The organism is Streptococcus pluranimalium (assembly GCF_002953735.1).
Lineage (GTDB): Bacteria > Bacillota > Bacilli > Lactobacillales > Streptococcaceae > Streptococcus > Streptococcus pluranimalium.
Window position 1 is genome coordinate 1,158,408 of the sequence record NZ_CP025536.1, and the last position, 21,203, is coordinate 1,179,610.

19 protein-coding genes are annotated in these 21,203 nt (G+C 38.9%); 3 read left to right on the forward strand and 16 right to left on the reverse strand.

Annotated features, from left to right (window positions below; all coding sequences use genetic code 11):
- Positions 1-4: 4 nt before the first annotated feature.
- Positions 5-892 carry a tRNA (adenosine(37)-N6)-dimethylallyltransferase MiaA gene (gene miaA / locus C0J00_RS05925; protein ID WP_324761689.1) on the reverse strand — a complete coding sequence of 296 codons (888 nt, stop codon included), beginning with the start codon at positions 890-892 and terminating at the stop codon, positions 5-7.
- Positions 893-1,001: 109 nt separating this feature from the next.
- Between miaA and C0J00_RS05930 the strand changes: the two genes are divergently transcribed.
- The gene (locus C0J00_RS05930) at positions 1,002-1,178 is read left to right on the forward strand and encodes a DUF3042 family protein (protein ID WP_104968007.1); all 177 of its coding nucleotides are present in this window, start codon (positions 1,002-1,004) and stop codon (positions 1,176-1,178) included.
- 47 nt (positions 1,179-1,225) lie between these two features.
- Here C0J00_RS05930 and C0J00_RS05935 read toward each other — a convergent pair whose 3' ends face one another.
- Both C0J00_RS05935 and trhO read right to left on the reverse strand, forming a co-directional pair.
- Entirely contained in the window at positions 1,226-2,137 is a 912-nt protein-coding gene (locus C0J00_RS05935) for a TDT family transporter (protein ID WP_104968008.1), read from the reverse strand.
- 796 nt (positions 2,138-2,933) lie between these two features.
- Entirely contained in the window at positions 2,934-3,920 is a 987-nt protein-coding gene (gene trhO, locus C0J00_RS05940; RefSeq protein WP_104968009.1) for an oxygen-dependent tRNA uridine(34) hydroxylase TrhO, read from the reverse strand.
- 148 nt (positions 3,921-4,068) lie between these two features.
- On the opposite strand from trhO, the gene C0J00_RS05945 reads away from it, so the two are divergent.
- Entirely contained in the window at positions 4,069-4,374 is a 306-nt protein-coding gene (locus tag C0J00_RS05945; RefSeq protein ID WP_104968010.1) for a hypothetical protein, read from the forward strand.
- Positions 4,375-4,410: 36 nt separating this feature from the next.
- On the opposite strand, the gene spxB is transcribed toward C0J00_RS05945, so the two are convergent.
- From spxB to C0J00_RS06000, 11 genes are all read right to left on the reverse strand, one after another.
- Positions 4,411-6,192, reverse strand: coding sequence for a pyruvate oxidase (spxB, locus tag C0J00_RS05950; protein WP_104968011.1), 1,782 nt, complete (start codon positions 6,190-6,192; stop codon positions 4,411-4,413).
- A 649-nt stretch (positions 6,193-6,841) separates the two neighbouring features.
- Positions 6,842-7,498: a TIGR01906 family membrane protein gene (locus C0J00_RS05955; RefSeq protein WP_104968012.1), complete on the reverse strand. Its 657-nt coding sequence runs from the start codon at positions 7,496-7,498 to the stop codon at positions 6,842-6,844.
- 83 nt (positions 7,499-7,581) lie between these two features.
- Positions 7,582-8,355, reverse strand: a complete 774-nt coding sequence (locus tag C0J00_RS05960) for a TIGR01457 family HAD-type hydrolase (RefSeq protein WP_104968013.1) — start codon at positions 8,353-8,355, stop codon at positions 7,582-7,584.
- 16 nt (positions 8,356-8,371) lie between these two features.
- A complete protein-coding gene (locus C0J00_RS05965) occupies positions 8,372-8,989 on the reverse strand; it encodes an NUDIX hydrolase N-terminal domain-containing protein (RefSeq protein WP_104968014.1) in 618 nt (205 codons plus the stop codon).
- Position 8,990: 1 nt separating this feature from the next.
- Positions 8,991-9,731, reverse strand: a complete 741-nt coding sequence (locus C0J00_RS05970) for an acyl-ACP thioesterase domain-containing protein (protein WP_104968015.1) — start codon at positions 9,729-9,731, stop codon at positions 8,991-8,993.
- 14 nt (positions 9,732-9,745) lie between these two features.
- Positions 9,746-10,888, reverse strand: a complete 1,143-nt coding sequence (hemW, locus tag C0J00_RS05975) for a radical SAM family heme chaperone HemW (RefSeq protein ID WP_104968016.1) — start codon at positions 10,886-10,888, stop codon at positions 9,746-9,748.
- A 180-nt stretch (positions 10,889-11,068) separates the two neighbouring features.
- Entirely contained in the window at positions 11,069-12,394 is a 1,326-nt protein-coding gene (gene gtfB, locus C0J00_RS05980; protein WP_104968017.1) for an accessory Sec system glycosylation chaperone GtfB, read from the reverse strand.
- Entirely contained in the window at positions 12,387-13,895 is a 1,509-nt protein-coding gene (gene gtfA, locus C0J00_RS05985; protein ID WP_104968018.1) for an accessory Sec system glycosyltransferase GtfA, read from the reverse strand. The genes gtfB and gtfA overlap by 8 nt, the downstream gene beginning before the upstream one ends.
- 43 nt (positions 13,896-13,938) lie before the next feature.
- Positions 13,939-15,159, reverse strand: coding sequence for a tRNA uracil 4-sulfurtransferase ThiI (gene thiI / locus C0J00_RS05990; RefSeq protein ID WP_104968019.1), 1,221 nt, complete (start codon positions 15,157-15,159; stop codon positions 13,939-13,941).
- Between the two features lie 17 nt (positions 15,160-15,176).
- Positions 15,177-16,319 carry a cysteine desulfurase family protein gene (locus C0J00_RS05995; RefSeq protein WP_104968020.1) on the reverse strand — a complete coding sequence of 381 codons (1,143 nt, stop codon included), beginning with the start codon at positions 16,317-16,319 and terminating at the stop codon, positions 15,177-15,179.
- Positions 16,320-16,748: 429 nt separating this feature from the next.
- Positions 16,749-18,365 (reverse strand): CHAP domain-containing protein, encoded by a 1,617-nt coding sequence (locus C0J00_RS06000; RefSeq protein WP_104968021.1) that lies wholly within the window; start codon positions 18,363-18,365, stop codon positions 16,749-16,751.
- A gap of 228 nt (positions 18,366-18,593) precedes the next feature.
- Here C0J00_RS06000 and C0J00_RS06005 point away from each other — a divergent pair, with 228 nt between their 5' ends.
- The gene (locus tag C0J00_RS06005) at positions 18,594-19,043 is read left to right on the forward strand and encodes a DUF6556 family protein (protein WP_104968022.1); all 450 of its coding nucleotides are present in this window, start codon (positions 18,594-18,596) and stop codon (positions 19,041-19,043) included.
- A 41-nt stretch (positions 19,044-19,084) separates the two neighbouring features.
- Here the strand turns inward: C0J00_RS06005 and msrB are convergent, their stop codons facing one another.
- Together msrB and gorA are read right to left on the reverse strand one after the other, a co-directional pair.
- Entirely contained in the window at positions 19,085-19,519 is a 435-nt protein-coding gene (msrB, locus tag C0J00_RS06010) for a peptide-methionine (R)-S-oxide reductase MsrB (RefSeq protein ID WP_104968023.1), read from the reverse strand.
- 252 nt (positions 19,520-19,771) lie between these two features.
- Positions 19,772-21,124: a glutathione-disulfide reductase gene (gene gorA / locus C0J00_RS06015; protein WP_104968024.1), complete on the reverse strand. Its 1,353-nt coding sequence runs from the start codon at positions 21,122-21,124 to the stop codon at positions 19,772-19,774.
- Positions 21,125-21,203: the final 79 nt, after the last annotated feature.

Consider the following 21,203-nt stretch of genomic DNA (forward strand, 5'->3'; position numbering starts at 1 on the left):
CTGTTTAGCTTTCCTTTAAAAAATCCTCAACCCTTGTGGCAATCTGCTCTTGAAAGTTTTGATCAGAAATCTGGTAAAAATCTACTGACATCCGATTTCTAAACCAAGTCAACTGGCGTTTAGCAAAGCGTCTGGTGTTTTGTTTTAAGCGTGCGACGGATGTTTCCAAATCCTCCTGACCGGCAAAATAAGGAAAGAGCTCCTTATAGCCAATGCCACGAGCTGCCTGAACATCTGGGTGATGGTCATAAAGCCACTTAGCTTCTTCCAGTAAACCATTTGCTATCATGACATCGACACGGGCATTGATACGATCATAAAGCACTTGCCGCTCATCTGTCAGTCCAACTAACAAAGGTTCTAAATCGCTGTCCTGGTTAGTCAAATCCTGACCAAATTTAGCCAACTCCAGGGCACGAATCGCACGACGGCGATTGAGTTGAGGGATTTCTAAACCTTTCTCTGCAACTTTTGCAAAGATTGTCTCATCCTCTTCTTTTTCCAATTCCTGACGATAAGCTAAGAGGGCTTCCTGATCAAGGTTACCGCCTAAATGATAGCCCTCTAATAGACTTTGCAGATAGAGGCCCGTCCCACCAACAATAATAGGCAATTTGCCCCGATTGATGATAGCATCAATGGCTGCATGAGCTTCTCTTACAAACTCAAAAGCTGAATAGGATTCCGTGACCTGGCGCACATCAATCAAATGATGGACCGCAGCCGCTTGTTCCTCTGGACTCGCCTTTGCCGTTCCAATATCCAGTTGCTGATAGACCTGTTGGCTGTCTCCAGAAATGATTTCGCCATTAAAGCGCTGGGCAAGCTGGATGCCAAGAGCTGTTTTCCCTACTGCTGTTGGTCCTGCCACCACAATAATTTTTTTCTTCATAATGTTTTTTGCTTGCTATTCTCTTCTCTTTTTTAGATAATAATACTATTATAACATATTGAAACGTAAGGCTTTTTGTCCTTATTTTCATAGAAATAGGAGAACTCTCATGTCTAAAAAATTTGATTTTGCTAAAGGCTTAGCCACTGGTGTTATCGCTACTGTTGCCACTGTTGCAGGTGCTGCTTTCGCCGTTAAGAAAACGATTATCGAGCCAGAAGAAAAGAAAGAAGCTTTCATCGAAGAAAATCGTAAAAAGGCTGCTCGTCGTCGTGTAGCACGCTAAATGCTTTAAAGCTGAGGAGAAATCCTCAGCTTTTTTGTATTCTGTGACTATTTTTTAAAAAAGAATTTAAGGTATTCAAGAAAGACACCAAGGACTATCACGCTAGCTACCAGGACTTCTCCCCATAAAAGCCACTGCCAAGCTCCAGTAAGTCCTAACACACGCATACCGTTTTTTAGAGCTGTCGCTGAAATAACTAGTGGGAAGGTGAAGGCTGAAAAGACAGGGGAAAATGGTCGTTTTAATAAACGTGGTAAAAACCAAAGGATATAGCTGTAAAAGACTTGGGATAGGATTAAAAGAATGCCCATGATCAAAGGATTCGGATTAGAAAAAGTTACCGCATAAGCCGCTGCGACCAAGGAAAAAGGGGCACAAATGGTTGCTGCGTTGGGCTTAAATGGTGCCTTTAAAGGATTCTTCTTTAGGCGTTTGAAAATGATTGGAAGAACCAAGCAGGTTGCGACAAAACCATAGATGATTGTAATTTTTCCAACGACAAATTGTCCGCTAACCGGTGACGTCAGCCCTGCGATAGCAACCCCAATGTAAAGCACCGTCCAGGAAGGAAAGACGGAATCTAACGAGAAGTTCTTGAGATACTTAAGCGAAAAAATAAGCATATGGCTGACAATGCCAAAGAAACAAAGCAACCAAAGTGGACCGATAAGCGTTGCAATAAAAGGATTTTCTCCAAAAAAATTTTTTAAGTAAACTGTCCCTAAAAAACCAGACATGAAAAAAGTTGTAAAAACCGATGACACCAAGGGATTGCTGATCTGATTTTTCACACTTTGAGGATCAGTCATCATGCTGTAAATGAGATAGAGCAAAGTCACTAGCGCTAAGATGCCACAACTAGCCGTAAAAACCAAGGAAACATCGCTTAACAAATTTCCCAGACCCAGTAATCCTAAAACCAGACCTGCTGTTGCTAAGGGCGCCTTTTCTAGTTTCATAATACTTCCTTTTTGTTAGTTTATTCACTAATTATAACACGATATCCAACAGCAATAAATAGCAAATAACGTAAAGGGAGTGAAATTTCTCAACCTCTTTGTCCTATTTTTCCAAAGTTACCAACTCCATATCATCAACAGTCAATAATATCACCAATGTTTTCTACTTAATGTCATAATCTAGGCTAGTCATCCCCATGTAATTTGCTATCCGGTGTCTCAAGTATGACACTGCCATACTTGAGACGTCGAGTATCTGCTCAACCATACAAGAATAAAGTTTAACAATGCCAGCAGATTATGAAGAAAATTATTTCCTGCCGATTGATTTAACACATCATCAGCCTGAACGTACTTACTTAAACTTAGCGCCAAGGCTGAAACAATTAAAATCACTAAAGTACTACTAACACACGACTTTCAAATCACAAGTATACATCCATTAAGCAATATTGTTCCCTCTAAAAGTAATGTAAGTAGTTTCAGTCCGCCTAGTCTTGACTCTTGATAAGAAACATTTTAAATCAAAGATGAAGTCGCCAACATTTCCTTTTTCATATTAAAAAGATAACATTAAAACAGTTTTAAAAGTATATTGAATAATGATTTAATCAATCCATTTAGGATTGATCTATCAGAAAAATACTAAATCATAAGCAGTCATTCTATTATTACAAAATAAATACTTTAGAGTTTCCCAGAAATTAACTTTTCTATCTTCTCAAATTTTTATGTCCCAAGTAAAACAATAAAATATAAAAAGAGACTGGACATGCCAGTCTCTAAATATCTTAGATTAAGCCTTTACATATTCTGGTAAGCTTTCCCCGATTGCTTCTAAACGAGCTTGCCACTCATCACGTGTCAAACCGTTTTCTTGAACATAGCGATTACGCTCATGCGCACGACATTCTGCTGAGCAACCACGAACATATTTCGCTTCGTTCTCTTCAGAAGCAAAAATTTGTTTGTTACAGAATGGGTTTGCACAATTAACGTAACGATCACATGGTGTACCATCAAAGTGATCTTTTGAAATCACTGTTGGGTTAACATGGTTAATTGGCACTGAGATACGGTCATCAAAGACGTACATAGCACCTTCCCAAAGGTCACCCTGCACTTCTGGATCTTTACCATAAGTAGCAATTCCTCCGTGAAGTTGACCCACGTCCTTGAAGCCTTCACGAACCATCCAACCAGAGAATTTCTCACAACGAACCCCACCGGTACAGTAAACAACAACACGTTTTTCCATAAATTTTTCTTTGTTGTCGCGTACCCATTGTGGCAATTCGCGGAAATTACGGATATCTGGACGAACGGCACCTTTGAAATGACCAAGGTCATACTCGTAGTCGTTACGAGTATCCAAAACGATAGTATCTTCGTCAAGAAGAGCTTCTCTGAATTGTTTTGGATTGAGGTATTCACCAGTTGTTTCAAGTGGGTTGATATCTCTATCAAAATCGTTATCTTCTAGACCAAGGTGAACAATTTCTTTTTTATAACGAACAAACATCTTGCGAAAAGCTTGCTCTTCTTCTTCATCAATCTTGAACCATAGGTCAGCAAATCGCTCATCGCTGTGTACCCAGTCCATGTATTTTTGAGTTGTTTCATAGTCGCCAGAAACCGTACCGTTAATCCCTTCATCGGCAATCAAGATACGACCTTTAAGGCCAATTGATTTACAAAATTCCAAGTGTTTTTTAGCGTATTCTTCCGCATTTTCAATTGGAACGTACTTGTAGTACAACAAAACTCTAATTTTTTCTGACATAATAGTCTCCTTTAATCGCCTTTGCAATAGGCGTTATTCTCTTTTATTTTAACGCTCTTTTTAAGGATTTTCAAAAGATATGACTTCCAAAATCACCAAAAGAGACAAGTATGACTATCATTTGATAAACTAAAGTAAAGGAGGCAACATGACATACGAATTTTGCTTAGAATATGGAACCTATCCTTTAAAGAATGTGCTAGCTGACCTTGATGAGGGAAATGAAGCACCTGACTTTATCAAGGGAAATACAGATTTAGTGGAAAAACTAGACCGTCTCAACAACCACTTTCACCAACTCTTTCTCGTTATCGAATCTCAATTCTTCTTTGTAGGACACGATAAACCAGAACTTTTAGCATTAGTTAAAAAAGAACATTCCGAAATAGTGACAATTTTAGAAAAAGACTACCCAAATGAAACTATTAAAATAGAACGATTTTATTGGGAATAAAAAACCAGGATTTCTCCTGGTTTTTTGCGTTTATTCTTATTTGATGTATTGTGACTCAAGGCCTTCTGCTTCTAAGAATTCACGGAATGGTACCAATTCTTCAGCTTCGTATTTAGCTTTGAAGTCAGCGATTTCTTGTTCTGAGAAGAGTTTTGAATCCAAGGTCATCACTGGAGCTTCTACTGGGATTGGACGATCTTGTGTGATGCGAGCATCAATGACAATAGTACGACCAGCTTTGTTAAGCTCAACAGCTTCTTTCATAACAGCATCCATATCTTCAATGCGGTCAACACGGAATCCAACAGCACCTTGTGCTTCAGCGATTTTCACGTAATCTGGGTTAGTGAAGTCTACACCGAAGAGGTGTTTGTTTGTGTCTTCATATTTGTTTTTGATGAAGGCATATTCAGCATTTGAGAAGACAACGTTAATAACTGGAAGGTTGTATTGAACGTTAGTGATAACATCTGGGTAACACATACCGAAAGCACCATCACCCATGATGTTCCATACTTGACGATCTGGATTATCTTTCTTAGCAGCAATACCACCAGGAAGGGCAATACCCATTGTTGCGAACAATGGAGATGTACGCCACATGTTCTTAGGTGTCATGTGCAAGTGACGTGTTGATGTTTGTGTAGAGTTACCAACGTCGATTGAGTAGATAGCATCCTCATCAGCATATTTGTTGATAGCGTTGTACACTTGGTACAATTGAAGTTCGCCTTCAGTTTTACCTTCAAGCTTGTTCATGTAGTCACGCCAGTTTTGGTTGTTCTTGACAGCAGCATTCCACCATGCAGACTCTTCAACGGCATCAACACGCTCAAGAATAGCTTTAGTAGCTTCTTTAACATCACCAAGGATTGATGCATCAAGAGCATGGCGTTTACCAAGTTTGTAAGGATCGATATCAACTTGGATGAATTTTTCAGTGTTTTGGAAAGTGTTGTAAACTTCTGAGAATGGGAAGTTACAGCCGAGGAAAAGAACTGTGTCAGCTTCAAAGACAACTTCGTTAGCTGGTTTCCAACCAACACGGTAAGCTGACCCAGTAAGACCTTCAAAGTCCCACTCAAATGTTTCAAAGTTTTTACCAGTTGTGATGACTGGAGCTTTGATTTTACGTGACAATTCAGTGATGATTTCACCAGCACCACGTCCACCGAAACCTGAGTAAATTACTGGGCGTTTAGCTGAGTTAAGGATTTCAACTGCTTTGTTGATTTCCACTTCGTTCAATCCTGGAGCAACAAATGTGCGGTCGAATTCACCTGAACCATAATAAGAGTCAGCGTCGATTTCTTGGAAACCAAAGTTTACAGGAATTTCAACAACTGCTGGACCTTTTTTAGCGATAGCTGCACGAACGGCATCGTCGATAACTTTTGGCAATTGCTCAGCATAAGCAACACGTTTGTTGAATACTGCAACACCATTGTACATTGGGTTTTGGTTAAGCTCTTGGAAAGCATCCATATTGAGTTCGTTAACTGGACGCGATCCAAGGATTGCAAGCATTGGAGTTGCATCCATAGCTGCATCGTAGATACCATTGATCAAGTGAGTCGCACCTGGTCCACCAGAACCAACGCAGACACCGATAGAACCGCCAAATTTAGCTTGCATAAGGGCAGCCAATGAACCAGTTTCTTCATGACGAACTTGTAAGAAGTTAATATCTTTATCTTCTGCAAGAGCATCCATCAATGAGCTAAGAGTTCCTGAAGGGATACCATAAATAGTATCAACACCCCAAGTTTTAAGAACGTTCAGCATAGCAGCTGACGCTGTAATTTTTCCATTAGACATAAAAAGTCTCCCAATTTTTTATAATAAGTGTACGTCGAGCCTAAACTCTATTATGATTGCTGATCAGACATATTGCAAACGTTTTAGGATTTGTACGCTACTAATGATAACACCCTCTGCTTCTAAGCGCAAAAAACTTGCTCACTAGCAGTTGTCTTTCTACTTTATAACAGTTTTATAATAATTGTACTAGTACAATTATTATTCGTTAGTATGAAATGCTCAGACAAAGCCTCATATTTTTGCCTCTCTATTGAAAACGAAACAATATAAAATAAGAGTGGAACAAAAATCGGTAACTCGCAATGCTCGACTTCCCTCTCACTCATTCACTCCCACCTCCATACAGCTCAAACAGACAGGGGGAGTGACTGCTTGGGGTAGAAAATTGGGTAAAAACTTCCCTCATTCGTTAGGAATGTCAAAATTGCTGCCACAAGCTCATTAGTTAGAAAGTAGAGTTGTTTTGCAACTCATGATTTACTATCTCCAAGACTTATATGCCTTGAAACGCTCAATCACTGCTGCTTAGCCGACTGAATAAACTAAAAAGACTAGGACATTTGTCCCAGCCTCATTTCTATTTAAGTTTTTTTACTCAGCTGTTTCTGTTGACAATTAGGCACCAACTGTAGTTGTCAACAAACCATTATTGATAAGCCGTGTCACTTGAAGGGTGTATATTTTTACTAAAAATAGAAAGAAATCCCATCAAAAGTTCATAAATCACAAAAAACAATAAAAAACAATAAAAGAAGAAGGTTTCTGGCAAAATATTAATAATAGGATCTGTATAAGGGTTGAAAAGCCATGTGCTATCACCTGGAAACAAAACATGATGAAAAAGCGTAAAAAATTCGTTAAAGCCTATTGAGACCGCAAACAAGCCGATCAAGACTGGTAACATAACCGCCATAACATACATACGCTGATATAAAAATAAGGTTTTATGCCGTATGGAACGATACCAGAAATAACAGGTTGGTAACAAAGTCCCTATAAACACAAGCTGAACAAGATGAAACAAACCTTTAACATCAGAAAAATGCTTAAGACCATCTTTTGAAGAAGAAAAATCAGGCATTGCCAGCGTATGATGAAAAGGATTCATCAAATAACTTAAAAGATGATTGTAATTTCTTAAAATAGCTGATGTTGAAAGATCAACCATTTCTGGAATGTGAAGCCAAGATATAGCTAAAGGATAGGCTAGCCAAGCAATCAAAATCGTCAAAAGAATCGCTAAAGATAGGAGCCAAATAATACTAAGTAAGGTCAAAAAACACTGACTAATACGGGGATACATGTACACCTCAACTAAACTCTATTTTTTATCGTTTGAAAATCAAATCCTACCCATAAACTTACTACAAATGTCTTAAGGAAAACTTATAGATGATCAAATGACCAATCTGCTAAGGAATCCAAAACATGAGTCGGCTGAATCGGCAAGCTAGGCAACTCCTCTTTTTTAGTAAATCCAGTCAACACTAACAAGGTATCGATATCATTTTTAATTCCAGCTGTAATATCAGTTAGGTAATTGTCACCAACCATAATAGCTTCTTCTCGCTTAACCCCCAATCTATCTAAAGCCTTATTCATGATAACAGCTTCTGGTTTTCCAATAATAATTGGGGATACACGTGTCGCAGCTTCTAAAAGGGCCAAGAGGGATCCAGCTCCCGGCATAAGACCACGTTCCGTTGGGATATTAAGATCAGGATTAGTACCGATAAAGAAGGCACCCTTTTGAATGGCCAAAGTCGCTACCGCTAACTGGTCATAAGTCACTTGAGTATCTAAACCAACCACTACATAAGCAGGATTTTCTTCTTCATGGACGTAACCTGCTGCCTCAATAGCCGTTTTTAATCCTTTCTCCCCGATAACATAAGCCGTTTTACCACGTTTCATGTCATTCATATAATCCACCGTTGCCAGGGTCGCTGTGTAAATCGTCTCAAGTGGTGTCTTAACATTAAACTTAGTAGCCAACATGTCTTGAACCATCTCAGGTGTTCTGGTTGTGTTATTGGTCACCAGCATATAGGGAATCTGACGCTCTTGAAGATCAGCAATAAACTGCTCACCCGCTGGAATACGCTCATTTCCTTTATAAATCGTACCGTCTAAATCTATTAAATAACCTTTGTATGCCATGAATTCCTCATTTCTATCAGTCAAAAACCGTTTCCCAATACTTGGCCTTATAAGCCTCGTAGCACAGACGGATTTGCTTTTCAGTTGTTTTATTTTGGGACAATTCGGGAAGCTGATGAAGCTCAAAGTATTTGGCATCTAAGGTTTCAGAGTTAGCCTGAAAGGAGCCACTGATATAGTGGCAGAGCACAAAATGCTTGATAACCCGAAGCGCTGTATTAGCTTGGTTATTTTTTCGCTTATCATGCACCGCAACTAAACGCTTAACTTCTACATCAAAGCCTGTCTCTTCCTTAACTTCCTTAATGGTGTTAGACAAGATAGACTCTTGTACGTCACACCAACCTCCCGGTAATGCCCAGAGCCCATTGGCTTCTTGAACTAAAAGGATCTTATCTTCTTGAAAAATAGCCGCTCGTGTATCAATTTTAGGAGTCTGGTAACCATCCTCACTAGCAAAAAGTTCTGTAACCACTGACTTGGGAATTCCAGAAGCTGCACTCATCATTTGACTAGCAATGTCCCGAATTTCCTCGTAGCGCTCACGGTCAAAAACAGCTGGATCATAAGCCAAACCATTTTGGGCTAGGGCTTGTAAACGAACAGCCCATTCTAACCAAGCTTCTTCTTTCATATTAAGCCTCCTCGGAAACAGCTGACCACTCAATCAAAGCTTGTGCATTAATTTGCCCCTCTGTCGTAATTTGATGACGGCTGATCCTATCTTCTAAAAGCACTTCTGAGACAATGTCACGGCCATAGTGAATCTCTTTGACATACTTAAGATCGATGTGTTTTGGATAATGCGTTTTTAGAAAATCAATAGGCATGACATCATAAATCCAGTCCAAGTATTTACTATTATTAACATGCCCATTCATGTCCAAATCAAAATAGCGCACATGATAGTCCGTTTTAGCAGCATTTTCTAAGACAGGGTATTTTGGACCACGCTTGATTTTCTTGATAAATTCAGAGTCGTAAATAGCAATCAATTCTGCTGGAACAGGGGCTACTTTTCGAGTCTCAAAATCAATTAAAACAAAGGTTGTGGCGATAGTCATCATTTTCTGACCGTCCTGTCCAAAAATGTCAAAATCACGGTAACAGAACAATTTGTTATACGACCTTGCTTCTGTTTCAATAGTGATTTTCTCTGCAAATCTTGGAAGTCTTTCAATACTAATATTGTAATCTGTGATGACCCAAACTAAACCATACGTATCTAAAACATATTGATCTGACACACCTAGTTCTGCTGATTGCATGCCAGAGACTTGCAAAGCAACCGACAATAAATGTGGCAATTTAACACAATGATTCACATCTGTCTCATAAAAGGGAATCTCATAAGTTATCCTATATCGTTTTCCCATTTTTAACCTTCTTTCTAATCATCATTATCAAGAATAAATTTTTCCGCAACAGTATCTCCAAGGAAAAGACCTTTTTTGGTCATGCGAATGGTATCATCTTCATGAATCAAGAGACCATCCTTGACTAAATCGGCAACGATTTGCCCGTAACGCTCTTCAAAACCGACACCAAATTTTGCTTCAAAATGACTGATGGAAATGCCAGATTTCTTACGCAAGCCTAGGAAAAACTCTTCCTCCATCATTTCCTCTTTGCTTAGGATATCTTCACCTAGACGCGAATGCCCATGTTCCGCAATGGCTTTAAGGTAATGCTGAATTGGTCCACGATTGCGGTAGCGCACTCCATCGAGGTAACCCGAAGCACCCGCACCAACACCGTAGTATTCGACATTGTCCCAGTACATGAGATTATGACGACTTTCAAATCCTGGCTTGGTGAAATTGGAAATTTCATAATGTTCGAAGCCATTTTTTTCCAACTCATTGATGATATAGGTAAACATATCCGCTTCGATGTCTTCATTTGGTAAATGCAAGCGACCACGACGTTGCTTATTCATGAAAACTGTATGATTCTCCAAAATCAAACTGTAAAGACTGAGATGGGGAATATCTAAGGCCAAAGCTTTACGAACATTTTCCTCAACCTGTTCCATGGTCTGATTGGGTAAAGCGTATATCAAATCAATCGAAATATTAGTCAAACCAGCTGCTTTGAGGGCATCGATGCTTTCATAGATTTGAGCTTCATTATGACTACGACCTATTTGCTTGAGCTGCTTGTCAAAGAAGGTCTGAACACCTAGAGAAACGCGATTGACGGCTGATTTTTTCAAGACTTCAATCTTCTCAGGTGTTAAATCACCTGGGTTTGCTTCAATAGTAAACTCTTCCAGCATTTCCAAATTGATTTGTTTTTCAAGATTGCTCAACAAGTAATCTAATTGCTCAGCTGAGATTGCTGTCGGAGTTCCTCCCCCAATATAAAGCGTTTTTAAATCATGAATATCATAATAATTAAATTCACTGATAAGCGCTGTTAGATAATCATCAACAGGCTGATTCTTGATAAAAACTTTTGAGAAATCACAATAGTAACAAATTTGAGTGCAAAAAGGAATATGCACATAAGCTGAAGTTGGTTTCTGAGACATACTACTATCCTAGCATTTTTTAGAGTGAATATAAATGAAAGTTCAAAAAGACATAGAGAGAAAGAATAAGAGACCTATTATAGAAAGTTAACAGCTTTATCCAGTTAAAAACAATCCTAAACACGTTTTATAAAAGATTGAGACAAGCATTATCAACAAAGAATCAACACAGTTCCGTCATTAGAAAGTATCTATAATAGCTTGATACTGCTCCTTGGAAGTCAAATGAGCAGCTGCTTCTTGCGCGACGATTGCCGTAATCATGTTACTTTCATTGCCAATTAAATCCTGTAATTTTTGACTCATCTGAGCAATTTCAGTCGGTGCAAAACAATGTCTGTCAGCGATATAATCTCGACCATGAACTGTGTTATTAAAAGCCAAGATAAGCATTCGATTTTCAAAAGCTGTTCTTAAGGCAGCTAAAATTTCATTACCATGATTGATATCTAAATAAAAGGAACAAGTCTGAAAAAGATGATTAACATTAGCTTGAGAGATATTAGGATAAAGGCTGACGTTAGGGTATTTACCAAGCGCCATCAACTTAGCCGACATTTCTGTCAAAGCACCGATATGAACATGTAGCGACGGTATTTGTCTAAGTAACTCCTCAATACCTTCTAGCTGATCAGAATTGGTTAAAATAAGTGCCTCGTTAGTAAGGTGATTTTGACGTTTAAATGGATAGTGAAATCCTAAAAAACTGACTTTGTTTTGTAACGGTAGTGGCAACAAATCTAAGGCTTTCTCATAAGCTTTCTTCTTTTGAATAACGATTTTGGTAGGCCTTGGTACATCGTCATTTAGCAATAAAGTCATATTTCCAGGAATGGATTCTCCCAACTCTTCCTGCCAAAATAAAACATCATTACCAGCTAATCCTAGTTGATAGGTTGCAAGGAAGGGAGTTGATAAAGAGTTATAAAAAATACGATCGAGCTGATAGCCTGCTACCTTCAAATAATATGCCACAAATTCCGAACGACTTTTAAAAATGATAATCTTGTCAGCTGTTAAAATCACATCACCTGTTGTATGATTCTCAACAATAACTTCCTGATTATCTTTATTAAAATAAGTTGTTATGGTCGCTTGACTAGCTTGATTATAGCTTGTTTGAGAAAAGAGATACCCTTGCTTGTTATAACGATCCGTCACGCGCAATCGTCCCTTCTCATCATACCAATCCACTGCCTTGACACAGCGCAAATGTCCTGGATGAGCATAATGAATGTGCGCTCGCTTTTGATGATAATCATGAACCGCCGCATGGCTATTATTACCTGAGATTTCCCAGTATTCAGGAACTCTGATTTGATTAAAATAAAGCGGATTCGCCGGCATATCAGCAAAGCCTGTAAAATACAAATAAGGTGATGTAACGTCTTCTGGCAAAAAGCCATCATCATTAATAGCAATCGTCGGATTCTGATAGCCAGACATGATTAATGAATAGTGGAGATCCCAACTCGCCTGATTATAGGTATCAAATAGATTAATCATGTCTTATCTCCTCCATTAATTGATGCCATTTTTTCGCGACTTCCTGTTTTAAATAGGGTTGCGCCATTTCATAAGAAGCAAGATGCATTGAGGTCAGATTATTTTGCTCAAATAGAGTGATTATTTTCTCAGCAAATTGTTTAACAATCACTCCTTCATCATCGTTATCAGATTTAGGGATCAAATATCCGTTCTCCCCATCTCTAATAAAGGTCTGATTGCCATATCTCGAATCAAAGCCAATCAAAGGCAAGCCAGCACCTATAGCTTCCATCAAAGTCAAGCCAAATCCCTCGCTTTTTGAAGCTGTTAGATAAAGCTGATAGTTTGGATAAACTCTCGTTAACTCTTGATGACCTTTTAAATGAATGAAAGTTTCTGCAGAAGCCGCCTTAATAATTTCTCGTATATTAGTTTCTTGAGCACCTGCACCATAAATATCGAATTGAAGTTCAGATAGGCGTTTTTGTGCCTCAATGACAGCCTTAACTAACCAGTCAACATGTTTCTCAGTAGCTAAACGAGAAGCAGTCATCATGCTGAAAGGTCGTCTTTCCTGCAATGGTTGATGCAGTTCAGCCAAACTTCCAACAGGAATGGTAACAATTCTCGGCTGATGGTTAGTATAGGTTTTAAAATGCTCTGCTAACAATTCTTTTTGCTTATCAGTCGCCGTAATAAAAACATCCACTTTATCAGCATTCGTAAACTGATATTCATAGAAATTATTCCACAGAATATTATTGCCGGTAGACGCATTTTCACTGAAATGTTCTGCATGTACTACTACGGCTAACTTTGCCGGCTTAACATGTCTAAAAACTGCCTGACCAGTCCCTGTAGCACGGTCTAGAATCACAACATCAGATGCTGTTAACTGCAGACTTTTCAGGTAATGGGCAATTAAACTTTCCTTTGAATAGCCGATAAAATCTTTTGTACGATAAACAATCGAATCTCCATCAATGATTTCTTCTAAAGCGACTGTACCGTCCTCATTAAAAAAGCGACGTTGATAGAGGTGAGCTTTGCCATCTCTCGGGGTATAATACTCGGTAAAACTTCTAAGATAGGTAAAGAAATCTTTACGGATTAACTTCCCACGAGAAACATATTCCATCCGATGCACAATATCTTCATGTTCATTCTTCAAGTAGGCTGTCAAAAAGACATCTTGGTCAGGATAAAAATATTTAACAACTTTTTTATCGCGTTCAATCCGCTTTAAATCTCCATAAAAACTGTCCTTTAAATCTTGCAAGGTAAAGGTCGTTGGAGCTATTTTCTGATCAGAAAAATGTGTATACAGCCAATCCACTTGATCATCTGAAAAGCCAAGATTTCTCGTCAAATCACAAATATTATCTTGAGAAATAAAGTCCATGAAAACGAACTTAGCATCAATTCCCAAATCGTTAAAAGCAGTCGAGCGATAGGCTTGGGCATATTCAACACCCGAGCTAGCCCAACCAATGCCTAAATTGATATTATAAACAGTCATTCATTCTCACTTTCTTTATTCAAATCTTACACTTTAAAAGACTTTATAAGAGATCATCAATTAAGTCTGTCACATCATCGGATTCTTCGTTAGGTGTTATTTCTGTCACCTTAATTCCTGCAACAGCTCTTTCTACAAGTCCTTCAACATCGAGTCGTTCTTCATACTGTTCTACATTTTTAAGCTTAGGATTCGTCTTAGGACGATCAGGTGCAAAAATAGTACAGCAATCCTCAAACGGTTGAATAGAAATCTCAAAGGTATCAATCTTCTGAGCCAAATCAATAATTTCTAGTTTATCCATCGTTACTACCGGACGAATAACTGGAGTTGTAGTGACTGCATTAATCGCCTGCATAGATTCCAAAGTCTGACTAGCTACTTGACCAAGGCTTTCACCATTGATAATAATACGAGCATCACGTTGTTGACGAATGCGATCTGTGATACGCATCATAAAACGACGTGTTAAGGTCATCAAATAGGCTTCAGGCGCTTTTTCCTTAATCTCTTCCTGAATTTCCGTAAAAGGCACCTCGATAAATTGGATATTTCCACCAAATTTTGTTAATTTACGTGTCAAATCCTGAGCTTTTTTCAGAGCACCTGGACTAGTATATGGAGGGCTGGCAAAGTGAACAGCCTCAATATCAACCCCACGCTTTAGAGCAAGATAGCCCGCAACAGGTGAATCAATTCCACCAGACAACATGAGCATACCCTTACCAGCTGTCCCGACAGGCAGCCCCCCAGCTCCACGAATCTCCTCATGTGAAATATAAGCCGCTTCATCACGGATTTCAACTTTGAGGTTGACATCTGGTTTTTTCATTTGTGCCTTGATATTTGGGAGTACATCAAAGACTGCTCCACCAAGTGTATGGTTCAATTGTGTTGAATCTAGTTCAAACTGGTGGTCGCTGCGCTTACTTGTTACCTTGAAAGTCATGCCTTCATAATACAAATCAGTCATGATTGCTTGCACTGCTTTGGTTAAGACAACCACATCTTTTTCCACGCGATAAACAGGATTAAAGGCTTGAATTCCAAAAATTTGTTGGAGGGATTCCGCAACAGGCGTATAATCTACACCATTTAAAAAGACATGACAACGGTCACGATCTGCTGACACCTTAACCTCAGGGTAAACCGATAAAACATCCTGGATATTACGACGCAACTTGTTAATGAAACGCATGCGGTTTTTCCCTTTGGTTGATAGTTCGCCGTAACGAACCATAATTTCTGAATACTGTAAATTCATTTGACTACTTGCTATCCTTATCTAACTTTTTGAGTTTTTTCATAAACTTGCTTAAAAATGGTTAAAAATTGTTCCACTTGTCCCATATCATTATCATCATCCAGACTAACACGTACAGCTGTCTGAGCAGTCTTAGTTGGAATCCCCATTGCCATCAAGGTTCCTGCTGGTTTACCTGCTTTTGAAGAGCAGGCTGAAGTCGTTGAGATAAAAATATCATGTTCTTCAAAGGCATGGACAACCACTTCTCCACGCACTCCCTTGATACCAAAGGTAATAATGTTTGGCGCAAAGCCATCTTGACCAGAAAAGACAAGAATATCATCATGTTTTTCTAACTCACCAAGGATGATTTCCTTCATTTTGGCAATCTTGGATACAGCAACAGCCTCTTTATCCTTAACCAAACGAAGTGCCTTCGCCATAGCCGCAATTGCTGCAACATTCTCAGTTGTTGAACGTAAATCTTTTTCCTGACCACCACCTGTTAGCAAGGAACTAATTTTCTTACCAGATTTTTTGTAAAGAAATCCGACGCCACGGACAGCGTGAAATTTATGACCAGAAAAAGACGCCAGATCAACTCGGTCAGTTAAATAACTTTCCGTTGGAATTTTTCCGATCGCTTGCACCGCATCAACATGAAAGGTAAGATTAGGACGGTCTGCTAACAAATCTGAGATTTCTTGAATCGGTTGGATTGACCCTATTTCATTATTGACCGCCATAACTGAGACTAAAATCGTATCAGGACGCAATAACTCTTTCAGAGCATCAAGATCTACAAAACCACGAATATCAACTGGAGCTAGTGAAACCTCAAAGCCCTGTTGACTTAACCACTCAGCGGATTCTTTGACCGCAGGATGTTCAATAGCTGAAATGATAATATGTTTGCCAAAAGCTTGCTTTTCAAAGGCAATCCCTTTAAGCGCCCAATTATCAGCTTCTGTACCACCCGATGTAAAGAAAATCTCCTCTGCTTTCTTTCCCAAAAGATCTGCAATTTGTTTGCGGGATGCTTCTAAAATACGACTTGACTGACTTCCTAAACGGTGTAAACTAGACGGATTCCCCCAAATTTTTGTTGTCACTTCTTGATAAGTCCTAAGGACTTCGGGATAAACTTGTGTCGTTGCTGAATTATCAAAATAAATCACAAAATAGCCAACTTTCTCATTCTTTTTTAGTAAGAAGAGCCTTGGGGGACATAGACTTTTCTTCCATTTTCGACTATCTATTATAGCATAAATCCCTATCAAATAGGTTTATGGACTATTCAAAGGAATATCTTCTGGATGTTAAAAATGTATGCAAGCCTTTTCTTGTTGCCTGTACCTTTCTTGTTAAGACATAGAGTCTTTAACATCCTAAAATTCTTGCCTTAAACTATTGCTTTTCTATTGATATTATCATTGATATTATCATTGATACCGTTCTAAAACACCTATCAATTGAGCAAAGAACACTTTTATTTATATACCTCGTAATTATACATATTTTTATACTTCAGTGGCATCAGTCATCCCTTTAAGGAAATAATAAAGAGAGAAGATATAACGAATCTTCTCTCTTTTAAAAAATCAGTTTTATTTTTGACCAAATACATAAGTCAATTGTTTAGCTTCTTGTGCTGAGAATGTTCTAAAGGAAATATTTCCTAATCCAGTTACATTAGACTCTGAGATAAGGATGCTACCATCTTCTCTGACGTCTTCTACAAAGGCAACGTGACCATAAGTGGCATCAGCACCTGCCTGACCTGGCGCAAATGATACTGCTGCACCTTGCTTAGGTTCATGACTTGTTTCATAACCTAATTTCAAACGCCAGTCACCACCATTTCCCATAAATGGACTGAATGCTATACCAAATTCTTGAGCACGGTTGTAAACGTACCAAGTACATTGTCCCCATGGATAAGTAGCGGCTGTATAGCCTGATTTATCTATAGAAGCACTCAAATTGAAGCCTTCTGGAATAGAGCTTGCAATAGAACCACTAGAAATCAAGGTGTTAGCTAAAGCTGGTGCTTTAGGCGTTCCACCATGTTGGTCAATCCAACGGTCCAAATCTTCCATTACTTTGGCACGTCTTTTACCAGTACCAGAAGTATCCGTAAAGTAAACACCACCATCTTTGGCAACATCTAACTGCCCATTTGCTAGTTGACGCGCCTTGTCATCTTGACGTTTAAAAGTGTTATTTTTATTTTTAATGATACTAATCTTAGTCAGAGCTTTGATAGCTTCTTCATCATTAAAACGTTTTGCATTATCTGGATTGTTATCAAAAGCGCCATATCCAAAGGCATTTGCTTGATTATCTTTGGCAACTCCTGCTGTTCCCAAAGAACTTTCAGCAATGGCAATAGCTACAATCGCACGGACATCAAGACCACTTTCTTTTTCCCACTTCAATAAGTTTTCACCATTGAAACGATTGCTATCATAGTCTATACCTGTTGATTGTAAAAAGCCATCTAGTTGTTCAGCTGAGATCCCAAATCGTTTTGAAAGTAAGTTATGGGTGTAAGCATCTTGTCCAGACCAATGGTCAACATACTGATTAGACACGATAATAGCATCATCTAAAACAACATTACTAAAACTTTCAATTGAGGCAGTTGAAGAGGCTACAGTATTTTCAGTTGGAACACTATTAGCGACGCCTTGGTTAGTTGTCACAGCTGGTGCCTTAACTGATGGATTTACTTTAGAAGAAGTCGCGGGTACACTACTATTATTTGCTGCTGGCTTTTGATTAGCAGTATTTGATGTAGAAGATGGTTGACTAGTTTGATCTTTAGTTGAAGACTGATCAACAGCATCTTTCTTTTCATCTGTATTTGTACTTGACGTCTCAGGGGTACTAGATGCTACCGTCTCTGCAGAAGGGGCTGAAGAATCAGCTCCTGTAGAAGCCGGAGTTTCTACAAACTCACTAGCAACCGTTTGAGATCCATTATTCGCCAGTGTGACATTATCTGAAGATTGAACTGTTTCAGTTACCGACTGATCTGCGGACGCAGTTTTTTTATCATTATTTTCTTTTTTTTCTGCAGTTTTATCATTTGTAATAACAGCTGACTGCTCAGTTTGTTGCTCAGAATCCACTGTAGCATAAACTGTGCTAGTTACAGCTGCACTTTCGGAAATAATCATTCCACATAATAAAATTATAGATAAAATTTTATTTTTACTCATCTCTCTATACTAATTCCTATCATTTTATTTTTTTGTATTACTCCACAAATAGTATTATACCATATCATTATCAAATAAGTAGCATTTTTTGTTTGTCAAAATTGCTTTTATCTATAGCTACTATGTTAGGCAATGATAATGATATCATATTCTTTTTAAAAAAAGTTATTCATTTTGACATGATTTTTTTCGAATTAAATCATATAATATAATTCAAAGGAGGACATTATGTCACAACAGTATTCTCGAAAATCAAAACAAACAGGGCAAAAAGAAAAGCGTCGTCCTACTGAACATATCAAGTATGGCTTAACTGCCTTTCAAAAAACCTTAGCCTTAGTTGGTTCTATATTATCCATTATTGTAGCTTCCATTACAATCACCAACTACTTACATAGCAAAGGGACAACCAATGAAGATAAGAGTCCCTCTTCAACTATTGTCATTGAAAACAACGGCGGACAAGGAGCTTCCAATACAAGGTCGGGAAACACTACGGATACTGAAAACTCTTCAAATAGTTCTTCTGACTACCAAAGTGAAGTTATCAATCCGGATAGCTCTTCTGATACAGCTACCAACGATACTCCTGCTAGTTCAATACCTGCTACTGATACGGAGACCTCTCCAACTTCACAAGGCGATGGAACAACGGATCAGCCAGCAATAGCTCAATAATAAATAAAAAGGTTGGGGAAATCCCAGCCTTTTCGTGTTCATTAATCAAATAAGACTAAAAAATCACCATACCCAGCTGATGCCATATCTTCGTAAGGAATAAACTTCAGGGCAGCCGAATTAATACAATAGCGTAAGCCACCAGCTTCAATGGGTCCATCATTAAAAACATGACCCAGATGAGAACCAGCTTCTCGGCTTTTTACTTCAATCCGTCTCATAAAATGGGAACGGTCATCGTGATTAGTCACGCGACGATTATCAACTGGCTTGGTGAAAGCTGGCCAACCACAACCAGAATTATATTTGTCCAGTGATGAAAAGAGGACCTCGCCACTGACCACATCAACATAAATACCTTTCTCAAAAAAGTCATCGTATTCCCCTGTAAAAGCGCGTTCTGTAGCTGCATTTTGCGTAACTTCATAAGCCAAATCGCCAATACGTTGGCGTAATTCTTCTTGTGTTTCTACCATAAGATGCTCTCCTTCTTCTTTTTATCTCAAATAAACATACTAGTATCTCTCGCTTATGATTTCCAGTTTATAATTAGTAGTATTTAATACTAACACCTAGCCACAAACTCTTCCGCACCAGTTGGGTGAATAACTCAAGCAGTCAGGGATTGACTGATTGAGGTGGGAAGACATAGGATTCCCAATTTTAATGAAAGCTATTCAACCAAGTTAAAACTGACTAACTAAAACTTGTGACCATACACTTCCTACTTAGCGCATGGTTACAAACTCTTCCGCACCAGTTGGGTGAATAGCCACCGTCGCATCAAAATTTTCCTTAGTAGCTCCCATCTTGATAGCGACTGAGAAGCCTTGTACCATCTCATCAACACCGTATCCGATACCATGGAGACCGATGATTTTTTCGTTTTCTCCAAGTGTGACTAATTTCATGGTAGAGTGTTGGCGGTTATCTCCCATAGCTGTGTACATTGGCGTGAAACTTGAACGGTAAACTGTCACCTTATCTTCACCATATTTAGCAATGGCAGCTTCTTCAGACATCCCAATAGAACCGATAGCTGGGTGACTAAAGATAACCGTCGCAACATTTTCATAGTCCATTTTGGCATTGGTTTTACCATTGAAAAGGCGTTCTGATAGTTGACGACCAGCCTTGACCGCAACAGGTGTCAATTCTAACTTACCATTAACATCACCTAGGGCGTAAATACCGTCTACTGTTGTATTCTCAAATTCATCAGTTTGGATATAACCTTTTTCAGTCAGTGCAACCCCAGTTTTTTCTAAGCCAAAACCAGTTACATTTGGCTTACGTCCGATTGCCCAGATGAGGCAATCAACTGTGTAGGATTCTCCATTTTCTAAAACAAGGGTCAAAGAACCATCATCATTTTTGACAACTTCTTTTGGTACTGAGTGCGTGTGTAAGCTTGGACCGTGCTTAGCCATTTCATCAGTCAAAACAGAGATAATCTCACTATCAAAGTTACGCAAAGGACGTTCTTTACGAACAAAAAGGTGAGTATCTGATCCAAGTGCATCAAGAACACCAGCAACTTCAACAGCAATATAACCTGCTCCAACAACGGCTGTACGTTTTGGCACCTCATCAAGTTCAAAGAAGCCATCTGAGGTGATGCCGTAGTCAGCACCAGGAATTTCAGGAATAACTGCATGACCACCAGTCGCTACCAATATGTGTGGCGCAGTGTACTGCTCCCCAGATACTTCCACTGTGCGGGCATCTACAAAGGTCGCATAGTCATAGATACGCTCCACACCATTGTTATCAAAACCACGTTCGTAAGAGCCATGGATACGATCAATATAGGCTTGGCGATTGGCTTTCAAAGTCATAAAGTCAAAGTTTTTAATATCAATAGCAAAGCCATATTCTCCAGCATAACGGTTGAGGGTTTCAGCGACTTGAGCACCGTACCACATGACTTTCTTAGGCACACAGCCAACATTAACACAGGTTCCACCAACTGCATTAGCTTCAATCAATAGTGTTTTAGCACCATGCATGGCCGCACGATTAGCAGAGGCAATCCCCCCTGAGCCACCACCAATAACAATGTAATCATATTCTTTAACCATAATAACCTCTTTTATTGTTCTATCTCCTTAAAGAGTATCACAATCTAAAACTGTCCTCAACTTTCTGCTACGACAAGCA